The sequence below is a fragment of the Anaerocolumna sedimenticola genome, assembly GCF_009931695.1.
Lineage (GTDB): Bacteria > Bacillota > Clostridia > Lachnospirales > Lachnospiraceae > Anaerocolumna > Anaerocolumna sedimenticola.
This window is the reverse complement of sequence record NZ_CP048000.1, coordinates 712,844-737,500: the sequence shown is the minus strand read 5'-3', so window position 1 is coordinate 737,500 and position 24,657 is coordinate 712,844. Positions and strand designations below refer to the sequence as shown.

Genomic DNA, 24,657 nt, shown 5'->3' with positions numbered 1-24,657 from the left:
TCCAGGTTGAAGCTGCCGTAAAAGGTGGTGGAGGACCGAACACACATCCGTTGAAAAGGGTGGTGATGAGGTGTGGGTAGGGGAGAAATTCCAATCGAACCCGGAGATAGCTGGTTCTCCTCGAAATAGCTTTAGGGCTAGCCTTGATTTAGTCTGATGGAGGTAGAGCACTGAATATCCTAGGGGGCGTCAAAGCTTACCGAAGATTATCAAACTCCGAATGCCATACAGATGATGATCAGGAGTCAGACTACACGAGATAAGTTGGGTAGTCAAAAGGGAAAAAGCCCAGACCACCAGCTAAGGTCCCAAAGTGCGTGTTAAGTGGAAAAGGATGTGGGATTTCGAAAACAACTAGGATGTTGGCTTAGAAGCAGCCATACATTAAAAGAGTGCGTAATAGCTCACTAGTCGAGAGGTCCTGCGCCGAAAATGTCCGGGGCTAAAACACGACACCGAAGCTGTGGAAAATGTCTGTCTTTCAGACAGCCATGAGAAATAATCCTTACGGATTATTTCCGGTTATCTGAAGGACAGAGGTTTTGGTAGAGGAGCATTCTTAACTGCGACGAAGCGTTACCGGAAGGAGACGTGGAGTGTTAAGAAGAGAGAATGCCGGAATGAGTAGCGAGATAGAAGTGAGAATCTTCTAGGCCGAATATCCAAGGTTTCCAGAGTAAAGCTGATCTGCTCTGGGTAAGTCGGGACCTAAGGCGAGGTCGAAAGACGTAGTCGATGGACAACAGGTTGAAATTCCTGTACCTTATGAAAACAGAACTGTGGGGACGCAGAGAGAAAGCCAGAGCCGGGAATGGAAAGACCGGTACAAGCGGGGTAGTAGTCAGACAGGCAAATCCGTCTGATAATACGAAGACGTTAAGTGGACCGAAACTTAAAGTAGGGAAGCTGGTGAGCTAACTGCCAAGAAAAGCCGCTATTGTTTTTCATAAGCCCGTACCGTAAACCGACACAGGTGGATGAGGAGAGAATCCTAAGGCCGACGGGAGAAGCATTGTTAAGGAACTCGGCAAAATAACCTCGTAACTTCGGGAGAAGAGGTGCCTGTAGCAATACAGGCCGCAGAGAATTGGCCCAAGCAACTGTTTAGCAAAAACACAGGTCTATGCAAAACCGAAAGGTGAAGTATATGGGCTGACGCCTGCCCGGTGCTGGAAGGTTAAGGGGAGATGTTAGGAGCAATCCGAAGCGTTGAACTTAAGCCCCAGTAAACGGCGGCCGTAACTATAACGGTCCTAAGGTAGCGAAATTCCTTGTCGGGTAAGTTCCGACCCGCACGAAAGGCGTAATGATTTGGGCACTGTCTCGACAATGCACCCGGTGAAATTGAAATACCAGTGAAGATGCTGGTTACCTGCGCCAGGACGGAAAGACCCCATGGAGCTTTACTCTAGCTTGATACTGGGATTCGGTATTGCATGCACAGGATAGGTGGGAGGCAAAGAAGCTACGACTCCGGTCGTGGTGGAGCCGCTGTTGGGATACCACCCTTGCAGTATTGGATTTCTAACATGTGCCCGTGATCCGGGCAGTGGACAATGTCAGGTGGGGAGTTTGACTGGGGCGGTCGCCTCCGAAAGGGTATCGGAGGCGCTCAAAGGTCTTCTCAGAATGGTTGGAAACCATTCGCAGAGTGCAAAGGCATAAGAAGGCTTGACTGCGACACCGACGGGTGGAGCAGGTACGAAAGTAGGACTTAGTGATCCGGTGGTATAAAGTGGGATTGCCATCGCTCAACGGATAAAAGCTACCCTGGGGATAACAGGCTTATCACTCCCAAGAGTTCACATCGACGGAGTGGTTTGGCACCTCGATGTCGGCTCATCGCATCCTGGGGCTGTAGTAGGTCCCAAGGGTTGGGCTGTTCGCCCATTAAAGCGGTACGCGAGCTGGGTTCAGAACGTCGTGAGACAGTTCGGTCCCTATCCGGCGCGGGCGTAGGATATTTGAGAGGAGCTGACCTTAGTACGAGAGGACCGGGTTGGACGAACCGCTGGTGGATCGGTTGTACTACCAAGTGCATGGCCGAGTAGCCAAGTTTGGAAGGGATAAACGCTGAAGGCATCTAAGCGTGAAGCCCCCCTCAAGATAAGATATCCCATAGCATAAGCTAGTAAGACCCCTTGAAGACGACAAGGTGGATAGGTTAGAGGTGGAAGTGTGGTAACACATGGAGCTGACTAATACTAATAGGTCGAGGGCTTGACCATAAGGTATTTGTTCATGAATACTAATTTCTAGAAAATCGAAAGATTTCAGATTGTTGGATGATATTATCAAATGTAGTTATTCCTCGATAGCTCAATGGTAGAGCACACGGCTGTTAACCGTGGGGTTGTTGGTTCGAGCCCAACTCGGGGAGTTGGTACTCCAAAAGTTATACTTTAAAGAGTATATAAAAAATAAATATTGATTGACAAAGAATTAATTCTATGTTATAATTGATATTACGGCTCCATGGTCAAGCGGTTAAGACACCGCCCTTTCACGGCGGTAACAGGGGTTCAAATCCCCTTGGAGTCATTTTTTGATACTTAGATTCGTCCGATTACAACTTGCCGACGTGGCTCAATTGGCAGAGCAGCTGACTTGTAATCAGCAGGTTATCGGTTCGAGTCCGATCGTCGGCTTTTGGACCTTTAGCTCAGTTGGTTAGAGCAACCGGCTCATAACCGGTCGGTCCGGGGTTCAAGTCCCTGAAGGTCCACTTAATAAATTAATATGGCCTAGTGGCTCAGTTGGTTAGAGCGCCGCCCTGTCACGGCGGAGGTCGAGGGTTCGAGTCCCTTCTGGGTCGTTTCTTTTATAATAAAGAAATGTATTAAAATTAATCCCATGGGATCTTAGCTCAGCTGGGAGAGCATCTGCCTTACAAGCAGAGGGTCATAGGTTCGAGCCCTATAGGTCCCATTGAATCTTTGATTCAATATTGAACAAATTGTTCAAATGCCGGCGTGGCGGAACTGGCAGACGCACAGGACTTAAAATCCTGCGGGCCTAATCGCCCGTACCGGTTCGATTCCGGTCGCCGGCATTATAATAAACAATTGATTCAATATAAAAAGTCAGTTGTACGTGCGTTTAGCTCAGCTGGATAGAGCGTCTGGCTACGGACCAGAAGGTCGGGGGTTCGAATCCTCTAACGCACATAGTCTAGAGATGATTAAGACTTAAATACAGAGTATTTAAGCCTTTTTTATTTCCTCGAAAGCAAAGTGAGAATTAGCAAGCTTGCTTGGAATAATCATAGATATGAATCTATAAGATAAAATTAAATAAGTTAAAATATATAAAAATAAAGTAAGTAAAATAATATATAAAAAAAGTAATTATAGGTTTACAAAATAGACATACTATGTTATAATAGATTTCTCGGCTCCATGGTCAAGCGGTTAAGACACCGCCCTTTCACGGCGGTAACAGGGGTTCAAATCCCCTTGGAGTCATTTGGTAATATTTAGTTTTCGCTCATTGATTCAACTTTTTAGAGAATGTTAATATAGGTATGGTTAAGACTTAAGTGCATTTGTGCTTAGGTCATTTTTTATTGTATTGAAAGTTAGTTGTGATGTGGTAAAAAGTTACTGATTAATATTCAAATGACGTCCGGGTAAAAAGCCGTGTATATTTATTGGGAATTTTATATTTAATTAAATGTTAATAATCGTAGTATTTACGCACTATATAAGATGTGTTAGAATAGAAATACTTATTAATTAGGAATATACAGAAGATAGTAATTCCACAGATACGAACCTGTTAGGTATAAAAGATCTTGATTGCAGGTATAGTTAGGAGGCATTTATGACTAAGAGTGAATTTATAGACGGTTTAAGAACTGCCTTAACCGGAGAACTCCCCGATTCTGAAATTACAAGTAATATTCGATTTTATGAGGATTATATAAAAAGCAAAAGTATCGGTACAAGTGAAGAAGTAATTTTAGCACAGCTGGGTGATCCCAGATTAATAGCTAAAACCATTATAGAAACCTATCAGATTAGTCATGGACCTTTATACAGCGGTTCAAAACACGAGAAAGCTTATCAGGATGCACAGACTACTGATGGTAGTTCCTATCAAGATTACAAAAGCAAATATGATAACAATTCCAACGATTATGGAAAAGGTTTTAAATTTAATTTAAGCACATCATTGACGTGGTATCAGAAAGTAATTCTTATTGTTATCGCCGTAATCTTAATTGTATTATTTTTTATTATAGGCGGGATATTATTGCAGTTATTTTTTACTGTTGGTTTACCTCTTTTAATTGTTTACCTTGGTTATAGATTAATAGTAAATAACAACAGGCGGTAATTTGATCGACAAATAATTTAGATTAATTAAAAACCCTGAAGATTCAGTTTAATTTAAATGAACTCAGGGTTTTTTTATTTATTCTTTTTACAAAGTGAAACGACCGCGAGGGGGAGCCAGGCGGTCGTTTCGATGAGGGGAGTATAAATAATTAATAAGGGGTTATATAGTGTGTTAGGAGAATCACGAATGAAATCTCTTTAACACAATTACATTATAATACATTAAGAGATATAATGCAATAAAAAAAGATGAAAATTTATAAAAAATTTTACCTGGAGATAAAGGATTAATGAATAAGAGCACTAAATAAAAAGTTTCCTAAAGTATATCATTAAATAGTATTATTTAGTAATCGTTTTTAATAGTTAAAGAGTCTAATAAAGGCTAATTATTAATTTTATTATTAATTGAAAGTAAAATTTAGTAAATTATACCTGTGATATTAATTAGATCATAAATAGAGTTATCAACTAATTTAATATCCTACATAAATGCATTTTAATTTTGTGATGAATATTTTCAATTGAAATAGTTCATAATAGTTTATGTAATCTGAAAAACATGATTATAAACGATTATTAGGAGGTCAATTAAAATGGAAAACAACAATTTTAATGATGCAACAACAACTAGAAACAACGAAAGAAATGCTAATACTTCAACCAGTAGTACATCTAGAAATGCCAACACTTCTAACACAACAGGTACTTCTAGAAACAATGAAAGAAACTCTACAAGTAGTACACAGAATTATACAACTGGTACTTCAAGAAACGCAACAACATCCAATACTACTTCAAGAAACGCTAATACCTCTAACTTCCGTGATGCTAACGAAAGAGATAGATAGTTTAGAGTAGGAAAAATTAGTCTTCATCAAAAGGATGGAGACTTTTTTTGATTATTTTTTTTTGTAAACTGCTGAAACCAGCCCCATCATATAATAAGTATAAACTTAATAAATATTCTGAATATATTAATATATGAAGAATTACGATAATGCTAAGTTATAATGATTATTATGTTTCAATCCAATAGCACGTGCACAATATGTAATAAATGGAATATGATAGTAAAGATAGAAGGTGAGACAATGACATTTGAAACTATTCGAGCAAAAGATGTGGAGAATTACATAGGCAGTAATAATGTACTAATCGTCGATTTAAGAGAATCAAATGAATATAATAGGGCGCATATACCCTCAGCCATTAATATTCCATATATGGATTTTGAAAATAGAAAAAATGCATTACCTTTCGATCAATTGTTAATATTATATTGTGATAGAGGTAATTTAAGTTTATTGTTAGCAAGAGAATTAAGTAAGGACGGATATCAGGTTAAAAATATATATGGTGGTATACGCGCGTATAGAGGACCATTAGAGCAGAATATATATGGTGGTATACCTGCTTATAGAGGACCATTCGAGTAATAGGTGAAAGACAATGATAATTTTTGCTTTATGGTGAATACTATTGAATGAGTAACAAAAAGTATAGTGTTCGAGGGAGATACAGTTAAATTGAATATATATACACTCGTGGCTTCCGTAATTCATTTTATGTAAATTCATTTAAACAGGCATGATTTTCGGCTTAATTGCCCAACATAGAAATCGCATTCATTTGAGAAGATAATAAATGTATACAGCTTGTTTGATGAATTGGCATTTACAAACATTAATTCCATATGTTATAATCTATTGTCAGTTAAAACCAACGACAGCTGCATAATTTATAGTCTCAATTAAATGATGAAGCATAAATTATGCTACTGTCTCTTATTTTATAAATGCAGATTGGAGTACTAAAAGATGAGCCGGTTTGAATTTTTAGCACCATGCCATTTTGGTTTAGAAAGTGTTTTAAAAAAGGAAATTGTTAATTTAGGATATGAGGTTACACAGGTAGAAGACGGACGTGTAATATTTGCCGGTGATGAATCAGCAGTAAGCAGGGCTAATATTTTCTTAAGGACTACGGAACGTATTTTATTAAAAGTAGATAAATTTAGGGCGGAATCCTTTGATGAACTATTTGAGAAAACGAAAGCGATTCCATGGGAAAATTATATACCGGCAAACGGAAAGTTTTGGGTTGCTAAGGCCACCTCAATTAAAAGTAAAATTTTCAGTCCTTCCGATATCCAGTCGATAATGAAAAAAGCAATTGTAGAACGCCTTAAGAAAATATATAAGATAGAATGGTTTCCTGAAGACGGTAATGAATACCCAATAAGAGTTACATTTATGAAAGATGAGATAATGATTGGAATTGATACTTCAGGAGAATCTCTTCATAAGCGCGGATACCGCAAACTTACCAGTAAAGCACCGATAACGGAAACTCTTGCAGCAGCTTTAATCTTGTTAACTCCTTGGAATAAGGATAGAATTCTGATAGATCCGTTTTGCGGCAGCGGTACGATACCGATTGAAGCCGCTATGATAGGTGCCAATATTGCACCGGGAATGAACCGTTCCTTTTTATCTGAAAATTGGACAGACCTTATTCCTAAAAAGACCTGGTATTCCGCGATTGAGGAAGCTAATGACGTAAGACGTGATTCGGTTGAAATGACCATACAAGGTTATGATATAGATGGAGAAATTATAAAGGCCGCAAGACAAAATGCGGCGTTGGCGGAAGTGGATCAATATATACATTTCCAGCAAAGATCCGTAAGTGACTTAAGTCATAATAAAAAGTACGGTTTTATTATTACAAATCCGCCGTATGGCGAAAGATTAGAGGATAAAGCAGATTTACCCGCCTTATATAAGGAAATAGGAAGAACTTTTAATGCTTTGGATTCCTGGTCTTACTTTATAATAACCAGTTATGAGGACGCACAAAAATATATCGGCAGGCAAGCGGATAAAAACCGTAAAATCTATAACGGTATGATGAAAACGTATTTTTATCAGTTTATGGGAGCAAAACCGCCCAAAAGAGAAAATAGAGAGAATTTACATTAGATACAATTTTATGGGCAACAGAAAAATAGTTTAAAATAGAACAGTAATAAAGTATTTTGTAATAGAACTGAAAAACCAGAGAAACCGGCATGCCATGTTTTTCTGGTTTTTTTATCTTTAGGAAAGTACATCCACACTTTGTTTGTGTATTTTTTGCATAAGAATATACCCGATTTTTTTATATTTCATTCAAACTGCTTTTTATTTTAGAGTTCTTTTATCATCCAATTAAGAATGTCTTTCATTATTTCCTCCGCATTTATTTCCTGGAGCAGTTCATGTCTGCATTCCGGATAAAGTTTACCGGTTACTCTCTTAAATCCCCACTTATTATACAAAGATATCAAATGTTTCACTTCTTTTCCATAATTGCCGACAGGATCATGGTCTCCTGAAATAATCAATATAGGCAGTGAATTACGGGTGTGTTTCATCAAGGAGGTTTTGGACGCATTTGACGCTAGCTTTAAAAGATCATAATAAAAACTTATGGTACAGATAAAACCACAGTAGGGATCATGGATGTAAGCTCCTACTGCCGGTTTATTTCTCGTTAGCCAATCATAAGATGTTCTTGTAATAAGACGAGTATATGCTTTTCCTCCAAACATCATATTATGAAAGAAAGGTGAGCGGTGTTCCGGTTTAGTCAGGAACTTTATCAGGGAAGCCAGGGCAACCCCAAATTTTGTTTTTAATTTAAAAGGGTGTGTGGTACCGCATAAAATGGTACCATCTAATTCATCATTTAACTGAATCACGTTTCGAGCTATGAGAGAGCCCATACTGTGTCCCATTAGAAAAAGTTTTGTAGTTCTTTTACTTTTCTTTACATATTGTATTACGTCCATGGCATCATCCACCAGGATTTTATAACCTTTTGTTTTACTGATAAAACCTAATTCTTTCATTATTTTATCAGTGCCATGTCCCCTATGATCATATAAATACACATCCACCCCATAGGTATTTAAAAACCTGGCAAATGATTCGTATCTTTTATGATGTTCGGCCATTCCGTGCAATACAATAACACTTGCTTTTGGTTCTTCCGGACTAAAAAAATGATATAATATGGTTTTATAGCCATCCTTTTGTGTTATCACTTCTGTATTGATATCCATACTTTTACCCCTTTCCCATTATATATATGCAATGCAATCATTTGATTATATAGATGCAGCTTATTCTAAATTTAATAAACAGAAGAAACAACCCCTTCCCCGGTGGTTAAATCTGTCATATTGAAATTACACGTTCTGGTAACACCTGGCTATATTATAGTAATATATTCCTATTCCATAAATATAAGGTAAAAAGGTTAATTTGATTCTCCGATATTAACTCTGGTATATTATTACCTGGTCTCTAGAGATGACCATGCTAATTAAGATTATTTATTAAATTATACAGAAAAATGATAAAAAAAGCAAATAAATTCCATAATATGTCATAATTAAATATAAAATACTTAACATATATATCCTCAAATAATAGATTTGTAAAACAAAGATAATATTTTTGTAATATAAAAAACTATATTGTAGAATTGTAAAATGCATAGTATAATTTCCATATCAGGGGGAAAATAAATGGATGAAAAACTTCTAAAACATATGGCCAAAAATAGCCTTGCGTTAATGGTATTGGTTATATTTTTATCTTCTATTATATCAAATTCAGAACAGTATAAGATTTTTGCAGACAGTAATCAAATAAAGGATGATATAACGGGTAAGAATAAAGAAGTGGGAGCTGGTCTACCGATTAATAAAAATACCGGTAAAACAGGTGATACAGAGGCTGTTAATACATCCATCCGGGGACTTTTAGGGGATAAGTATTTAATTATCAAAAAACCGGATAAAACAATCTATAATATAAATTTAGAAGATTTGTATATGGATAGAAGGATTCGTCTTACTATAACTGATTTAAAAGAAGATAAGTTTAATGGAACATCCATAGCCAGAGTAAACCAAGGGTATGAATTTGATGGTATACCAAATAAGGATACCGCAGATACATCAGTACCGGTTAAAGCAGCAAAAAATGAGGCAGAAGAGAAACTAAGGCCTTATAACGCCAGTTTGTCCAATGATTTAAAAAATAAAAATATCTTAGTACCGGAAGTAATTTCGGCAACCGGTAAGGTAACAGCTTACGGAACGGAGCCGTCAAAGGTTACCTCAGATCCGGTTAAAAGTTTTAATATAAACTATGAACAGGATAAATCCTCCTCTCTTTTTACCGCTACCATAGAGATAGCCCTGGACTTTATATATGCACCCATCCTGTATCAGGATGATGAATATATTTATATCGATTTAAAACGTCCTAAAGATGTATATGATAAAATCGTTGTAATAGATGCCGGGCATGGGGGAAAAGACTGTGGTACTTTTTCACAGGGTGAAAAGTATTATGAAAAAGACGTGAATCTCAGTTTAATTACGGATATAAAAGAAATACTGGATCAGGAAGACATTAAAGTTTATTATACAAGAACTACGGATAAAACCATATTCTTAAATCCACGGGTTAATTTTGCTAATGATGTGGAAGCTGACTTATTTATAAGTTTACATTGTAATTCCAGCGAATCGGCACAACCTTACGGTTCTGAAATTTTATATAATGAAAAACAGCTGGGCCAAGGTTTTGAGTCAAAAGATTTAGCTGAAATCGCCTTGGAAGAAATAACAGATGTGACTCACAGAGTTAACCGTGGTCTGGTACCTGCAAATGAAATGGTTATAGTGGGTAAGTCCAAAGTTCCGGTAGCTTTAATTGAAGTAGCTTTTATGTCCAACGATGAAGATTTAGATTTCTTATTAAAAGAAGAAAATAAAAAAAAGATTGCAAAAGCAGTTCACCAGATTATTTTAAGAGCATTTAAAGAAATAGAAAAAGATACTGAATAGAGGAAGGCGAATGAATAAGAGGATAATTTTTGCAACATCCAATGAAGGTAAAATGAAAGAAATCCGTTTGATCTTAAAGGATTTAGACTATGATATCGTATCAATGAAAGAAGCGGGTATTTTCGTTGATATAATAGAAGATGGCAGTACATTTGAAGAAAATGCGGTTATTAAAGCTAAAACAATTATGGAAATGACCGGAGAAATGGTATTGGCAGATGATTCGGGGCTGGAGGTAGATGCTATGGATAAAGCACCGGGAATTTATTCCGCCCGTTTTCTGGGAGAAGATACGTCCTATGATATGAAAAATAATTATATATTGAACAAGTTAAAAGACTTACCCGAAAAGAATAGAAGTGCAAGATTTGTCTGCGCCATAGCCTGTGTTTTTCCTGATGGTGAAGTGGTAACCACCCGTGCAACGATTGAAGGCTCTATAAGTTACGAAATTGCAGGGAATAACGGATTTGGATATGATCCCATATTCTGGGTGCCTGAGTATGGATGTACATCGGCCCAATTATCTACAGATATAAAAAACCAAATCAGCCATCGCGGCAAAGCATTGGAATCGATGAAAGATATTATAAAGAATAAGTTAAAATAGATCAGATGATTTATTGGGTTTTTTTCTAAATAGCTTATAATAGAAGTGATTTTAGTAATTTTGATCTAACCCTGATCTAAAGAAATTGGTAGGAATTAAATCATATCGATGATTAATTCACGGGGGTTAATATGAAAATAATGATAGTAAGTGATTCACACGGCAGAAATACTAATTTAGAGAAAGCATTAGAAAAGGTAAAACCAATCGATTTATTTCTGCATCTTGGTGATTTTGAGGGCAGTGAAGAATATATCAGGTCTATAGTATCCTGCGAGATTGTAATGGTTCCTGGAAATAATGATTATTTTACAGGCCTTGAAAAGGATAAGATAATTAATATAGGTATTTATACAATGTTTTTAACTCACGGGCACCGGTATGGAGTTAATTTTGGTACAGAGAGGTTGAGGGATATTGCCACGCAGTATGGAGCAAATATTGCTTTATTTGGACATACCCATCGGCCTTTGATTGATTTAAGCAGTAATGTATGGGTTATTAATCCCGGGAGTATTACACAGCCGAGACAGGAAGGCGGAAAACCGTCCTTTCTCATAATGGACATTGATTCAAACGGACAAGCTCATTTTACTTTGAATTATATTTGATATATTGGTTAACAATATATATGGAGTAAATGCTGGGTTTTTACAGCATTCTTTGTTTAAAAAGAAAACAGTAGTCAGAGTGGATATTCTCAGTTCCGCTATGCTAAGTAGCGGGGGACTTACTTGTAAGTATAAAAACTAAAAAAATAAAAAAAAGTTGTTGACATTAATGTATCTCTATTATATAATAGTTCTTGCGTCACGGAAGACAGCATAAAGACAGCAACACGGGGTGTGGCTCAGCTTGGCTAGAGTGCTTGATTTGGGATCAAGAGGTCGCAGGTTCGAATCCTGTCACCCCGATTATGTTAACTGTAATAAGTGATTGTTAGAATCGATAATAGTGCTTTCCCAAGATTTGTACAAACAAATATGCGGGTGTAGTTCAATGGTAGAACACTAGCCTTCCAAGCTAGATACGTGGGTTCGATTCCCATCACCCGCTTAATATGCGTAATGCATATTAAAGTGTGCTAGTAGCTCAGTTGGATAGAGCAATGGCCTTCTAAGCCATGTGTCGGGGGTTCGAATCCCTTCTGGCACGTTTTTTTATCTTGGCTCTTAATTTTATTGCGAAGTATTACAGTTAGGAAATTCTAAGAATAATTTCTTTGTGGACAAGATAAAATAAGCGTAATTAAATATGGTGGGTATAGCGCAGTTGGTTAGCGCGCCAGATTGTGGCTCTGGAGGCCAAGGGTTCGAATCCCTTTATCCACCTTATGGTAGTTTACCATTGGGCTGTCGCCAAGCGGTAAGGCACAGGACTTTGACTCCTGCAGTCGCTGGTTCGAATCCAGCTAGCCCAGTTTCCGCTTAACTTAAGTTCAGCGGAGAACATTGATGCAAAGCATCATGGGATATTAGCTCAGTCGGTAGAGCACTTGACTTTTAATCAAGGTGTCCCGGGTTCGAATCCCGGATGTCTCATTTTATTATTTCATAATAAAACAAGCGGATGTGGCGGAACTGGCAGACGCGCTAGACTTAGGATCTAGTGGGATACCGTGGGGGTTCGAGTCCCTTCATCCGCATTAAGTTAGGTTTCAAGGCTTTAACAAGCTTTGAAACCTTTTTTTGCATATAGAAATTCATTTGAATTTCCTGTGCAATAAAATCGGGCGGGATATGCAAGCACATGCAAAAGGATAATATCCTTTGGTAGACCGGCAAATAAACTTAATTATTGAAAAGTTTATAATAACGTGATAATATGGTTTTGAACACTACTATATGTAATTTTAATGCCGCAATATAAAGCTTAGGCTTTTTAGAATCATAATAAATCATCTGTTTTCAGAATGCATAAGCGGAATCCAACGGTGAAGAATATTATGGGAAGCATATATATAGAAGGAGAATTATATTTCATGGAAAAGATTGCATTAATTACGGATTCGGCTTGTGACATAGACAATGAAACAGTCATAAAATACAACATTCGTATTTTACCCTTTAAGATCATATACAGTGACAGGGAATATACGGATAAGATAGATATTACGCCGGAAGAGATTTATGATAATATGATAAATGAAATTCCTAAGTCTTCCTTACCAGCCATAGAGGATATTGAGGCCGTATATAATTCCTTGGTGGAAGAAAAATACACGCATGTTATTGCAGTTGTTATTTCCAGCGGTCTATCCGGTACTTATAATGCTTTTAAACTGGTGAGTGAACAATTTCCTGATATTAGATCCTATGTATATGATACAAAATCGACTTCAGTATGTGAAGGAATCATATTGAAAAAATGCGGTGAATGTATAACAGCCGGGAAAAGCTTTGATGAGATAGTAAGCTGCATTCCTTCAATGAAAAATAACATGCATTTTCAATTTGTATTTGGTACATTAGAATATGCAAAAAAGGGTGGGCGTATTGGAAGAATATCCGGAACGATCGGAGAGTTTTTAGATATTAAACCCATTGTTGGTTTCGATGAAGAATATGGACAATGCTTTACCTATGCAAAGGTAAGAGGCCGGAATAAATCACTTAAAAAGCTGGTAGAGATAGGAAAAGAAAGAACCGAAATGAAAAATTGTGATGCATATATCGTTCATGGTAATTCCCTTGAAGATGCCACCAAAGTTTATGAGTCATTAAAAATGCTGCCAGGGATTAAGAATGTTTATCTGATAGGACAGATAAGTGCCATCGTCGGTGTATATTCCGGGCCCGGAACCATCGGTGTATGTTATGTAGAAAATTAGCAGGTTAAATAATAAATTAAAAGGTATCCTGTAAGTTGCTTCTCAGGTTTGGCTGAGTTAAAACTTACAGGGTTACTTATATAATAGGTAAGTTCTCCGAATACAAGCTTGGTATAAAGTAATTATAAGCTGATTACTTCCGGTTCACCTGTAAAGGAATATATCGTTGCAGTAGCTTCTGTAAAATAGAGTACCTCATAGATACCGTCATCCGCTTTATACATGTTTTGAAGGCTGGGAACGGCAGCCAGCATGGCTTCTCTTGCTTCTTTTCTGTTATCTGGTGTAAGCTTACCGGATACTCTAATCCATCTTCCATCCTTGCCCATAGCAGAGATTTCAACTTTGGGATTTTTTAATATTTGGGAGAAAACATCTTTTTTGTTGTTGGTACAGATGTATGTTTTTCCTTCCCATTCCATTACGGCTCCAAATGGGCGTACACGCGGCTGGTCATTTTCCACGGTTGCTAAGTAAAAGGTTTGATTGTCTGCTAAAAATTGTGCAGCTTTATTCATGATATTGTCCCCTTCCATGAAATGTGATATAATGATTTACGGATTAATTATAACAGATATAGAAGATTTAACAAGTACGATAAGTTTTGTTAGTTAGTATAAAATATATACTGAAAAAATGAATTAAAAATTTGAAATATAAAAGAGACAAAAAGTAGAAACAATGGATAACTAAAAGCATGGAATAAAAGGGGAAGGTGAAAGAATGGAACACGAGATTAATCTTTACGGAAAATGTCCATATACTACAGCACAAAAAATATTTTCAGGAAAATGGGCAATACTGATTATCTATCATTTATGCGAACAAACACTTCGATTCGGGGAATTGCAAAGAAAAATTCCTGGAATTACCCAGGCTGCCTTGACGAAACAGTTACGGACTCTGGAGGATTACGGTTTAATTCACCGTTATGTTTACCCGGAAGTTCCTCCTAAAGTAGAATATTCCCTAACAGCTATCGGAAAGGAATTTATTCCGGTTTTAGAACAGTTCAATAATTTCGGTAATAAGTACATTACTTATTTAAAAAGCAAGGAAGTATAGACTAGAAGGATAGCAGCCACCAAACCGGGGGGAATAAATGCATGACAGAAACTATCACCGTAGGGAATATAAGTATTAATTACGAGATTATTAGAAAAAAGGTAAAAAATATTAACTTACATGTGAAGGCAGATGGCAGAATCTTAATTACTGCTAATAACAGGGTTAGTAAAAAGTATATTGAAGAATTTATTATAAGAAAAGCAGATTGGATTGAAAAAGCCAGGAAGCGATTCGAAAACCGTGAAATGAATTATAATGAGGGTTTTAAGCTGGAAGACGGGAAACATATCATACTTCTGGGAGAGGAATATACGATTTCTATTAAACCTTCCGAAAAGAAGGCAATCGGGATAGAGGATAATTCCATAATTATATATACCAAACATATGGAAGATGAGAAAAAAATGAAAGCCTTGTGGGATAGATGGTATGCTGCATTTATAAAGGAAGTATTTCATCAGGTTGTTATGGAACTGTATCCGAAATTCCGTGTGTACCAGATAGATATGCCTGTTATTAAGACAAGGAAAATGAAAACCAGGTGGGGTTCCTGCTCGGTATATGGAGGTATGATTACATTAAATACCGCTCTGATTCATACACCGTTAGAATGTATTCAATATGTAGCTGCCCATGAGCTTACCCATTTCTTGCAGCCAAATCACAGCAGAAAGTTTTATCAGATGCTTGAGATTATCCAACCGGATTATAAGATACGGAAAAAGCTCCTGGAAAATCAACCAATTTATTATTAGAAGCAAATAATAATAGAAATGAAACAAATAATAATTAGATATGAAAAATAATATCAGATGAAACAAATCATACCATAAATAACGGTCTTCTTAATCTTTCAAGGGAGAAAAGACAATTATTTACGGTATTTTTTTTACACCGGAAAACTTGCCGCTGGCAGACCGGTGGGGTGGAAACTCCCAAGCAGTGACCAAGCAATGATATTATATTTTGATCGGCAGATATTGCCCTTTAAAATTAGAATTACTAATAAAATAATAATCAACTATAACCTGCTCTAATTAATTTGATTAAAAATGCTAAATATACTTTGATTGCAACAATATGTTATACTTAATTTTATTCCAGTTAAACGTTTTGTCCCAATCGAACCCAAGGACGGGAGTTGCATGTATACATAGTACATACAGCTCCTTCAATATTTTAGATTTTTTATTTTTGCTCATATTGCTTTAGAGGCCGATCCTTTGATAATGGATTACGGAAACTAAGAGCATAATGTGATAGATGTTACCTTACACACAATTTTATTAGGAGGAAGCTATTTATGAAGAAGATTTTAACATTATTATTAGTACTTGCAATGACAGTAGGATTGGTAACCGGGTGCAGTTCTTCGGCTACAAAAGAAACCAGTGAAAACACTGCACCAGATAGCATAGCAACGAAAGAAAATACCGCTTCGGAATCTGAGTCAGTGGCAGCAGACAATACCGGAGCAGAAAGTGCGGATATATCCGGTATTAAAGTAGGTATTATTTATGTAGGTGACGAAAATGAAGGTTATACCTCAGCTCATATGGCAGGTATTGATGAAATGATAAAAAATCTTGGTTTATCTGAAGACCAGGTTATTGAAAAAACCAATATTGCAGAAGATGAATCCTGTTATGACGCAGCAGTTGATTTAGCAGATCAGGGATGTAATATTATCTTTGCAAACAGCTTTGGCCATGAAGATTTTATGCTTCAGGCAGCAAAGGAATATCCTGAGGTTCAGTTCTGCCATGCAACTGGTTACAAGGCAGCTTCCTCCGGTTTACCTAATGTACATAACTATTTTACAGCTGTTTATGAATCCCGTTATGTATCCGGTGTTGTAGCAGGTTTAAAATTAAATGAAATGATAGAAAAAGGAACAATTACAGCGGATAAAGCCAAAATGGGTTATGTAGGCGCTTATCCTTATGCAGAAGTTGTATCCGGTTATACATCATTTTATCTTGGAGCAAAAAGTGTATGTCCTACGGTAACTATGGAAGTACAGTATACCAACAGCTGGGCTGATATGGCCGGCGAAAATGAAGTAGCAAAACAGTTGATTGCAAACGGTGCCGTATTAATCAGCCAGCACGCAGATACAACCGGTGCTCCTACCGCAGCGGAAGAAGCAAAAGTACCCGTTGTTGGATATAATGTGGACATGACTTCCGTAGCACCTGATTCAGCATTAACTTCCGCAACAATTAACTGGGGACCCTATTATACTTATGCAGTAAAGAATGTAATTGACGGAACTCCGATTGACACTGACTGGTGCCAGGGATTCAAAGACGGAGCCGTAGGTATTTCAACATTAAATGAAAAAACTGTCGCTGCAGGAACTGCAGACAAAGTAGCAGAAGTAGAAGCGGCTCTGAAAGATGGCTCCTTAAAAGTGTTTGATACAAGCACATTTACCGTAAAAGGCTCCAAAGTTGAAGACTTAATTAAATCAGATGCAGATTTCTCTAAGTATTCCGCTTATGTATCCGATGGATACTTCCATGAATCAGAATTAATTTCTGCTCCGGCATTTGACATAAGAATTGACGGTATTACAGAATTAACTCAGTAGTATTTTACAGCGTTTTACTTTTAACAAGTACGGTGTTTGAGAGCCGTACACAATGCGGAACTGTGTATAGCAGTTCCGCAAATTTACTTTACAGGAGGTCATTTTGTGGAACAGATTAATGCAATTGAGCTTAAAAATGTTACCAAGTCTTTTGGCGAAGTTATAGCAAATGACAACGTCAATTTATCAGTCAAAAGAGGTGAAATTCTTTCAATCCTGGGAGAGAATGGCAGCGGAAAAACTACGCTGATGAATATGCTTTCGGGAATTTACTTTCCCGATGAAGGACAGATTATTATAAATGGAAATGAGGTAACCATCCGTTCCCCAAAAGATTCCTTTTCCCTGGGTATTGGAATGATCCATCAGCATTTTAAACTGATTAATATATTAACCGCTGCAGAAAATATTATTTTAGGTCTGCCCGGCGGCGAACAGCTAAAGATGAATCAGGTAACCCAGGAAATTAATAAACTGACAAGCCAATATGGGTTTGATTTGAATCCGTCTCAGAAAATATATGATATGTCCGTATCCCAAAAACAGACAGTGGAGATTGTAAAGGTTTTATACCGTGGTGCGGATATTCTTATATTGGATGAACCAACAGCCGTACTTACACCCCAGGAAACCAAAAAACTGTTTGATGTTCTTCGTAACATGCGTAAAGCAGGAAAATCCATTATTATCATTACACATAAATTAAATGAAGTTCTTGAATTATCAGACCGTGTAGCTGTCCTTAGAAAAGGCAGATATATCGGAACCGTGAATACCTCTGAGGCTACAGTTACTTCTTTAACGGAAATGATGGTAGGTGAAAAGGTAAAACTGGATATTGACCGCACGGAACCAGTGGAACCTGAAAAGCGCATTGAAATGAGAGGCATTACCTGTAAAAGTAAAGAGGGGCTGACCCTATTAAAACAGGCATCTTTTTCAGCTTACAGTGGTGAAATATTAGGTGTTGCAGGGATAGCAGGAAGCGGGCAAAAAGAATTGCTGGAATCCATAGCAGGACTTATCCCGATCGAAAGCGGGGAAATACTCTATAATGCTCCGGATGGTACCACGGAGAAAATTTCGGAAATGAAACCTGCTCAAATCAGAGATCTTAAGATTCAACTGTCATTTGTTCCGGAGGACCGGCTGGGAATGGGTCTTGTAGGCTCTATGGATCTAACGGATAATATGATGCTAAGAAGTTACAAAGAGGGAAAACATTTCTTTGTAGACCGTAAGAGACCTAAGGATCTGGCTATGGATATCGTAGATAAATTAGATGTGGTAACGCCGGGTGTTGATACTCCTGTCAGAAGGCTTTCCGGAGGAAATGTTCAAAAAGTCTTGGTGGGTCGGGAGATTGCGTCAAATCCTACCGTACTTATGGTAGCCTATCCCGTAAGAGGGCTTGATATTAATTCCTCCTATACGATTTATAACCTATTAAACGATCAGAAGAAAAAAGGGGTAGCGGTTATCTGTGTTGGAGAAGATCTGGACGTTTTACTGGAACTATGTGATCGTATCCTTGTATTAAACAGCGGTAAAATAACCGGAATCGTAGATGCACGTAAAACGACGAAAGAGGAGCTGGGTCTGTTAATGACCGCATCCGGAAAGGGGGCACATAAATGAGCAGAGAAGCAATAAATAATGAAGTATTTATCAGAATGACAAAACGGGAATCAATCTCCAAAAAGAAAGCCTGGGGTATTCGGCTCCTTGCCATAGTTCTTTCCCTGATTGTATGTGCTCTTGTTATAGTAGCATTTATTCACGAGAATCCCATTCAGGTCTATATGGGAATTATCAATGGTGCCATCGGCAAAAACCGCCGCTTATGGGTCACTATCCGGGAAGCTTTAACTTTACTGATTATTGCAATCGGATTAACCCCTGCTTTCAAAATGAAATTTTGGAATATCGGGGCGGAAGGCCAGATATTAATGGGCGGTGCGGCGACGGCAGCTATAATGATTTACCTTGGAGATGCTTTGCCTAACTGGTTGCTGCTTCTTGTAATATTTGTCGTTAGCAGTCTTGCCGGAATGTTATGGGGACTGCTTCCGGGAATTTTTAAAGCTTATTACAATACCAATGAAACTTTGTTTACCCTTATGCTTAATTATGTCGCCATGCAGATTGTAACATTCTGTATCGTTTTCTGGGAGAATCCGGAGGGGTCCAATACGGTGGGAATTATTAATGCTGCATCCGGCAAGGGGTGGTTTGATAAAATATTCGGCTTGCAATACGGACTGAATATTATTATTGTACTGGTGATGACATTAGGAGTTTATCTTTATATGAAGTATAGTAAACAGGGATATGAAATTGCCGTGGTAGGTGAGAGCCAGAATACCGCTAAATATGCGGGAATCAATGTAAAGAAAGTCATTATACGGACGATGATGATCTCCGGTGCTATCTGCGGCCTTGCCGGGAGTATTATAGTAAGCGGTGCCAGCCATACCATCTCCACCAGTACTGCAGGAGGAAGAGGATTTACGGCAATTATTGTTGCCTGGATGTCAAAATTCAATCCATTAGCCATGATCGCAGTCTCAGCTTTCTTAGTATTTATGCAGCAGGGGTCCATACAGATTGCTACCCAGTATGGCCTTAATGAAAATGCTTCGGATATCATTACGGGGATTTTATTATTTTTTCTGATCGGATGTGAATTCTTTATAAATTACAAAGTGGAATTCCGTAAAAAGACTAAGGAGGTACAATAACATGTCATTGTTATTAACATTTATCCAGAATGCAATCGGACAGGGTATCAGTATCCTTTTTGGTGCCTCCGGTGAAATCTTAACAGAAAAATCAGGTAACTTAAATCTTGGAATACCGGGAATTATGTATATGGGGGGAATTTCAGGACTAATGGGAGCTTTCTTTTACGAAAAGGCAATTAAAAATCCCAATGCCTTTGTCGGTTTATTAATCTCACTTGTAATAACCCTTCTTGCTTCCGCATTAGGTGGACTTATTTACAGTATTTTAACCATAACCCTGCGTGCAAACCAGAATGTTGTAGGTCTTGCACTCACTACGTTCGGTGTGGGTTTTGGTAACTTTTTCGGAGGTTCTATCTCAAAGCTTGCCGGCGGTGTCGGACAGATTTCCGTTAAAACAACAGCAGCGGCTTACCGTGCCAGCATACCGGGACTTTCGGATATTCCGGTAATCGGGGATTTGTTATTTTCATATGGATTTCTAACGTATCTTTCTGTCATACTTGCTGTTTTACTTACTTATTTTCTAAGAAATACCAGAAAAGGCTTAAACTTAAGGGCTATAGGGGAAGATCCGGGGGCTGCGGATGCAGCAGGGATTAATGTATCAAAATATAAATATATTTCTACGGTATCCGGTGCGGCAATTGCAGGACTTGGCGGTTTATATTTTGTAATGGAGTATCTGGGCGGCACCTGGAACAATAACGGTTTCGGAGACAGAGGGTGGCTTGCGATTGCCCTGGTTATCCTGGCCTTATGGAAACCGGTGAATGCCATATGGGGTTCTTTCCTTTTCGGCGGATTATATATTCTGTATATTTATCTGCCGGGTCTTACAAGGGCTACACAGGAGCTATGTAAAATGCTGCCGTATGTAGTCACAATCATCGTACTAATATTAAGCAGTAAACGAAACAAACTGGAAAATCAGCCGCCTGCAAGTCTGGGTGAGGCATATTTCAGGGAAGAGCGGTAAATATTGCCTGTCATTTAGGGGCTGTTACAAAATAATTAACTTATCGGACTGGGCCTAAATATAGTTTAGATCTGCGAAATATAAACTATATTCTTTCCCAAGCAAGACAGGTTTTGCGTTTTGTAACAGCTTTTTTGTTATATCTGGCTTTTGAGTGAATGAAGGAAAATTATACCGATGGGAAAAATTCAAAGAACGTTAATTTTCGGAGTTAAGCCTGGTATATTTTATAAATTTAAGGAAATGTAAGGGATATTTATCAATATTTAACAATTTTGACATATATATTACACATTTACGGTTTAAATTAATAATATAACCGGGTGGTAGAATCCAGAATATGATATGATATTTCCAATATCATGGATCAGCTAAACACGTATTAATAATTAAAAGGAGGAAATTATGTTTAGAAAATTTACAAAAACATTTATCATTACTTTGGCTTCGATAAGTTTGGTCGGTACAAGTTTTGTTTCGAGCCCTATCGTAGCAAAAGCATCCAGCTCCAGTCAGGAACAGCAGACTGTCTTTAATATTTTTTCAGAAACGGCAGATATTTTAGGTGTAGATGAACAAACGATAGTTAATAAAATTGCAAGCGGAAGTACTTTAGGTGAAATCGCGGAGAGTTATAATTTCAGTGAGACTACTTTGTTAGAGGAATTGGAAGACAGAATAGTAGATAGTATTAATGATGCTTTAGCTGACGGTACAATGACTCAGACACAGGCATCCAATTTGAAAAGCTACTATATCGGGATGCTAAAACTCCTTGTTGAAAATAAATATATCAGTTCCAGTAACTTGATGTCAGCTCCGGGAAGCCTTTCAGCAACCTCGAAAAATACAACCAGTATAACATTAAGCTGGGGTCCCGTGTCAAAAGCAACCTCTTATTATGTGTATAGAGCTCCATCGTTAACAGGGCCTTATACCAAAATCACCACCAGTGCAACAACCAGTTATACAAATACCGGTTTAAAGAATGGAACAACCTATTATTATAAAGTAAAAGCGGTTAACAGCTCAGGTACAAGTCCATTCTCTTCTGTAATTAAAGCTACCGTGGGCAGTAAATCCAGCAGTTTAAGTGCTCCTGGCGGTCTTACGGCTAAGGTTGATAGTGATACTCAGATATCGCTGAAGTGGAGTTCGGTAACAAATGCATCTTATTATTATGTCTATAGGGCAACTTCTTCTTCCGGAACATACAATAAAATAGCAACTTCCATAGTTACAAATTATACGGATAAAAATCTGAATGAAGATACAACTTATTATTATAAAATAAAAGCTGCCAACAGTTCAATTGAAAGCGATTATTCAGCTGTAAAATATGCTTCCACAGGTGATGATTCCGATAGCGATTTGGATGCTCCGGATGACCTTACAGCAGATTCCGATGGTGATGATGAAATAACCTTGGAATGGGAAGAAGTAGATGATGCGGATTCCTACAATATTTACAGGGCAACCTCATCCTCCGGAACTTATACACTGATTGATAATGTAGATGACACCTACTATACGGATGATAATTTAAGTGAAGATAAAACCTATTATTACAAAGTTAAATCCGTTGACGGTTCCGCTACCAGTGCTTATTCCTCTGTTGCCCATGCAACTACCGGTGATGATTCAGACAATGATTTTGATGCACCGGATGACCTTGATATTATCGAATCAGATGAAGATGGAATAGCCTTGGAGTGGGATGATGTTAATGATGCGGAATCCTATTATGTCTACAGGGCAACCTCTAAATCCGGAACCTATACTAAACTTGATGAGGTAACCGATACTTCTTATTATGATTTTGATGTAACAGAAGGAAAAACTTATTATTATAAGGTAAAAGCATATGACGGTAAAAAAACCAGTAGTTTTTCCTCTATTGTTTATGCTACCGCCGGAGATGATGATTTGGATGAACCGGATAATCTTGATGTAACGAATGAAACAGATGATGAGATTACTCTGGAATGGGATGAAGTTGATGATGCAGATTACTATTATGTATACAGAGCAACTTCAAAATCAGGAACTTACAGTAAAGTTGCAAAAGTTACGGACAATGAATATACGGATGACGATTTAAAATCTGATAAAACCTATTATTATAAAGTAAAAGCCTTTGACGGAAGTAAATCCAGTGATTATTCAGAAATCGTTTCCGGAACTACCGATTAAGATTAATATTAGGATACCTGTATTTTATGATTATTGAAAAATTTGAGAGTAAATAAATATTTAGCACAAGTAAGGCAGCCATTTACTGAATCATAGTAAAGGCTGCCTTATTTAACTCACTTCAAAAGGTAAGTGTTTATTAATAATTTAATTTTCCAATGGCATTTTAGCAATTATCTCACAAAGGCTTTGATAGGAGATGCCTTTCTGTTTTGCCTCCTGGGGAATTAAACTGGTGGGGGTCATTCCCGGAAGGGTATTTGCCTCCAGACAGATAAATTCATTATCATCATTTAAAATAAAATCAATTCTGGAGTAATCACCCAGCCTTAATATCTTATGTACAAGTAAAGCTCTTTCCTGAATCGTTTTAGTTAATTCTGCGGATAGTTCTGCCGGACAAACTTCTTTTGTCATACCTCCCTGGTATTTGTTTTTATAATCATAAAATCCTTTCAGAGGTATGATCTCAATTACCGGTAAAGCTTCCTCTTTTAATATACCGACTGAAAATTCTCTTCCCTTTACCAGTTTCTCTATTAGGACGTTATCTTCATATGTTGTTGCATATTGGAGAGCTCTATTTAACTCATCTTTTGTACCTGCGATTGAGACACCAATACTGGACCCGTTACTGCAGGGCTTAATAACACAGGGAAAGCCAATCTTTTCTATTATTGTGTTAAAACTATTATTGGAAGTATGATATAAAATCCAGTCAGCCGTAGGAATTCCTGCCTGAACAAGTAATCTTTTTGAAATATCCTTATCCATGGCTAATAAGCTTCCAATATAACCGGTGCCTGTATATTTTATATTAAAATTATCAAAGGTTGCCTGTATTTGCCCGTTTTCACCCATGGAACCGTGTAAAGCGATAAAAACCACATCGGCATATTTACATATTTCCAGCACATTCTTGCCAATGAAAGCCTCTTGTCCGTTGTTCCGTAATTTTATTTCATTTAAATCCGGTTCTTTTTCCGTAACCTGGTAAGAGTATTTTCTCCCGTCATCTGCTTTTGAAAATAAGATACCGTAATCTTTTGCATCTATTTCTAATCCTTCATATACATCCAACAACAATACTTCATGACCTGATTCCATTAAAGAATTCGCTATAAGGCTTCCGGAAGATAAGGATACATCCCGTTCAGGACTTAAACCTCCGGCTAATACAACAATTTTCATATCTGATTCCTTTCTGTCACATATTAATTATTTAATATTTTTATTGCTCCAAGCACAAGCTGGCAATCGCCAAGCTTTCTGAAAACTATAGTTGTGTTACTTCTGATTTTATTATATCTGCCTGATGTTTATAAAAATATCAAATTAATGCTTAGAATTTTGCAAATAGTGCTGTGTGATACCCTTGTTATATATAGAAAT

General features: G+C 37.4%; 18 protein-coding genes, 16 tRNA genes and 1 rRNA gene (1 of these 35 running past the window's edge). 32 read left to right on the top strand and 3 right to left on the bottom strand.

The features are described from left to right. The 14 genes from Ana3638_RS03210 to Ana3638_RS03145 form a co-directional block, all read left to right on the top strand. A 23S ribosomal RNA gene (locus Ana3638_RS03210) occupies positions 1-2,228 on the top strand (it extends 732 nt beyond the left edge of the window). 80 nt (positions 2,229-2,308) lie between these two features. Further along, positions 2,309-2,380 (top strand) — tRNA-Asn (locus Ana3638_RS03205). An 89-nt stretch (positions 2,381-2,469) separates the two neighbouring features. Further along, a tRNA-Glu gene (locus Ana3638_RS03200) sits at positions 2,470-2,541 on the top strand. 34 nt (positions 2,542-2,575) lie between these two features. Further along, positions 2,576-2,648 (top strand) — tRNA-Thr (locus Ana3638_RS03195). 3 nt (positions 2,649-2,651) lie between these two features. Then, a tRNA-Ile gene (locus Ana3638_RS03190) sits at positions 2,652-2,725 on the top strand. 16 nt (positions 2,726-2,741) lie between these two features. Beyond that, positions 2,742-2,815 (top strand) — tRNA-Asp (locus Ana3638_RS03185). 40 nt (positions 2,816-2,855) lie between these two features. Next, positions 2,856-2,928: transfer RNA gene (locus tag Ana3638_RS03180), tRNA-Val, on the top strand. A gap of 38 nt (positions 2,929-2,966) precedes the next feature. Then, a tRNA-Leu gene (locus tag Ana3638_RS03175) sits at positions 2,967-3,052 on the top strand. 41 nt (positions 3,053-3,093) lie between these two features. Continuing rightward, a tRNA-Arg gene (locus Ana3638_RS03170) sits at positions 3,094-3,167 on the top strand. A gap of 225 nt (positions 3,168-3,392) precedes the next feature. Further along, positions 3,393-3,464: transfer RNA gene (locus Ana3638_RS03165), tRNA-Glu, on the top strand. A 358-nt stretch (positions 3,465-3,822) separates the two neighbouring features. Beyond that, complete coding sequence (locus Ana3638_RS03160) at positions 3,823-4,338, top strand: DUF1700 domain-containing protein (protein ID WP_161836752.1); 516 nt, start codon at positions 3,823-3,825, stop codon at positions 4,336-4,338. 598 nt (positions 4,339-4,936) lie between these two features. Then, a complete protein-coding gene (locus Ana3638_RS03155) occupies positions 4,937-5,191 on the top strand; it encodes a hypothetical protein (RefSeq protein ID WP_161836751.1) in 255 nt (84 codons plus the stop codon). A gap of 243 nt (positions 5,192-5,434) precedes the next feature. Beyond that, positions 5,435-5,779 carry a rhodanese-like domain-containing protein gene (locus tag Ana3638_RS03150; RefSeq protein ID WP_161836750.1) on the top strand — a complete coding sequence of 115 codons (345 nt, stop codon included), beginning with the start codon at positions 5,435-5,437 and terminating at the stop codon, positions 5,777-5,779. Positions 5,780-6,160: 381 nt separating this feature from the next. Beyond that, positions 6,161-7,324, top strand: a complete 1,164-nt coding sequence (locus tag Ana3638_RS03145; protein WP_161836749.1) for a THUMP domain-containing class I SAM-dependent RNA methyltransferase — start codon at positions 6,161-6,163, stop codon at positions 7,322-7,324. 206 nt (positions 7,325-7,530) lie between these two features. Here the strand turns inward: Ana3638_RS03145 and Ana3638_RS03140 are convergent, their stop codons facing one another. Further along, on the bottom strand, positions 7,531-8,448 hold the full coding sequence (locus Ana3638_RS03140; protein ID WP_161836748.1) for an alpha/beta fold hydrolase: 918 nt from the start codon (positions 8,446-8,448) through the stop codon (positions 7,531-7,533). A gap of 468 nt (positions 8,449-8,916) precedes the next feature. Here Ana3638_RS03140 and Ana3638_RS03135 point away from each other — a divergent pair, with 468 nt between their 5' ends. The 11 genes from Ana3638_RS03135 to Ana3638_RS03085 all read left to right on the top strand — a co-directional run bounded on the left by Ana3638_RS03135 (position 8,917) and on the right by Ana3638_RS03085 (position 13,688). Continuing rightward, positions 8,917-10,248 carry an N-acetylmuramoyl-L-alanine amidase family protein gene (locus Ana3638_RS03135; RefSeq protein WP_161836747.1) on the top strand — a complete coding sequence of 444 codons (1,332 nt, stop codon included), beginning with the start codon at positions 8,917-8,919 and terminating at the stop codon, positions 10,246-10,248. A 10-nt stretch (positions 10,249-10,258) separates the two neighbouring features. Then, on the top strand, positions 10,259-10,858 hold the full coding sequence (locus Ana3638_RS03130) for an XTP/dITP diphosphatase (RefSeq protein WP_161836746.1): 600 nt from the start codon (positions 10,259-10,261) through the stop codon (positions 10,856-10,858). A gap of 131 nt (positions 10,859-10,989) precedes the next feature. Next, positions 10,990-11,469 carry a metallophosphoesterase family protein gene (locus tag Ana3638_RS03125; RefSeq protein WP_161836745.1) on the top strand — a complete coding sequence of 160 codons (480 nt, stop codon included), beginning with the start codon at positions 10,990-10,992 and terminating at the stop codon, positions 11,467-11,469. Positions 11,470-11,697: 228 nt separating this feature from the next. Continuing rightward, positions 11,698-11,772, top strand: a tRNA-Pro gene (locus tag Ana3638_RS03120). Positions 11,773-11,843: 71 nt separating this feature from the next. Next, positions 11,844-11,914, top strand: a tRNA-Gly gene (locus Ana3638_RS03115). A gap of 25 nt (positions 11,915-11,939) precedes the next feature. Further along, a tRNA-Arg gene (locus Ana3638_RS03110) sits at positions 11,940-12,013 on the top strand. A 102-nt stretch (positions 12,014-12,115) separates the two neighbouring features. Next, a tRNA-His gene (locus Ana3638_RS03105) sits at positions 12,116-12,189 on the top strand. Positions 12,190-12,206: 17 nt separating this feature from the next. Continuing rightward, a tRNA-Gln gene (locus Ana3638_RS03100) sits at positions 12,207-12,278 on the top strand. A gap of 48 nt (positions 12,279-12,326) precedes the next feature. Continuing rightward, positions 12,327-12,399, top strand: a tRNA-Lys gene (locus tag Ana3638_RS03095). Positions 12,400-12,423: 24 nt separating this feature from the next. Beyond that, positions 12,424-12,503: transfer RNA gene (locus tag Ana3638_RS03090), tRNA-Leu, on the top strand. Between the two features lie 336 nt (positions 12,504-12,839). Further along, positions 12,840-13,688, top strand: coding sequence for a DegV family protein (locus tag Ana3638_RS03085; protein WP_161836744.1), 849 nt, complete (start codon positions 12,840-12,842; stop codon positions 13,686-13,688). A gap of 122 nt (positions 13,689-13,810) precedes the next feature. Here the strand turns inward: Ana3638_RS03085 and Ana3638_RS03080 are convergent, their stop codons facing one another. Next, positions 13,811-14,206: a pyridoxamine 5'-phosphate oxidase family protein gene (locus Ana3638_RS03080; protein WP_161836743.1), complete on the bottom strand. Its 396-nt coding sequence runs from the start codon at positions 14,204-14,206 to the stop codon at positions 13,811-13,813. A 205-nt stretch (positions 14,207-14,411) separates the two neighbouring features. Here Ana3638_RS03080 and Ana3638_RS03075 point away from each other — a divergent pair, with 205 nt between their 5' ends. The 7 genes from Ana3638_RS03075 to Ana3638_RS03045 all read left to right on the top strand — a co-directional run bounded on the left by Ana3638_RS03075 (position 14,412) and on the right by Ana3638_RS03045 (position 23,265). Next, a complete protein-coding gene (locus Ana3638_RS03075) occupies positions 14,412-14,753 on the top strand; it encodes a winged helix-turn-helix transcriptional regulator (protein ID WP_161836742.1) in 342 nt (113 codons plus the stop codon). Positions 14,754-14,794: 41 nt separating this feature from the next. After that, positions 14,795-15,511 (top strand): M48 family metallopeptidase, encoded by a 717-nt coding sequence (locus Ana3638_RS03070; RefSeq protein ID WP_161836741.1) that lies wholly within the window; start codon positions 14,795-14,797, stop codon positions 15,509-15,511. A gap of 548 nt (positions 15,512-16,059) precedes the next feature. Then, positions 16,060-17,349: a BMP family ABC transporter substrate-binding protein gene (locus tag Ana3638_RS03065; protein WP_161836740.1), complete on the top strand. Its 1,290-nt coding sequence runs from the start codon at positions 16,060-16,062 to the stop codon at positions 17,347-17,349. 105 nt (positions 17,350-17,454) lie between these two features. Next, positions 17,455-18,987 carry an ABC transporter ATP-binding protein gene (locus tag Ana3638_RS03060; protein WP_161836739.1) on the top strand — a complete coding sequence of 511 codons (1,533 nt, stop codon included), beginning with the start codon at positions 17,455-17,457 and terminating at the stop codon, positions 18,985-18,987. Beyond that, entirely contained in the window at positions 18,984-20,090 is a 1,107-nt protein-coding gene (locus Ana3638_RS03055; protein ID WP_161836738.1) for an ABC transporter permease, read from the top strand. Before Ana3638_RS03060 ends, Ana3638_RS03055 begins: the two co-directional genes overlap by 4 nt. A gap of 1 nt (position 20,091) precedes the next feature. Next, on the top strand, positions 20,092-21,072 hold the full coding sequence (locus Ana3638_RS03050; protein WP_161836737.1) for an ABC transporter permease: 981 nt from the start codon (positions 20,092-20,094) through the stop codon (positions 21,070-21,072). A gap of 405 nt (positions 21,073-21,477) precedes the next feature. Further along, the gene (locus tag Ana3638_RS03045; protein WP_161836736.1) at positions 21,478-23,265 is read left to right on the top strand and encodes a fibronectin type III domain-containing protein; all 1,788 of its coding nucleotides are present in this window, start codon (positions 21,478-21,480) and stop codon (positions 23,263-23,265) included. Between the two features lie 147 nt (positions 23,266-23,412). Here the strand turns inward: Ana3638_RS03045 and Ana3638_RS03040 are convergent, their stop codons facing one another. After that, positions 23,413-24,456 (bottom strand): D-alanine--D-alanine ligase family protein, encoded by a 1,044-nt coding sequence (locus Ana3638_RS03040; RefSeq protein WP_161836735.1) that lies wholly within the window; start codon positions 24,454-24,456, stop codon positions 23,413-23,415. Positions 24,457-24,657 lie beyond the last annotated feature (201 nt).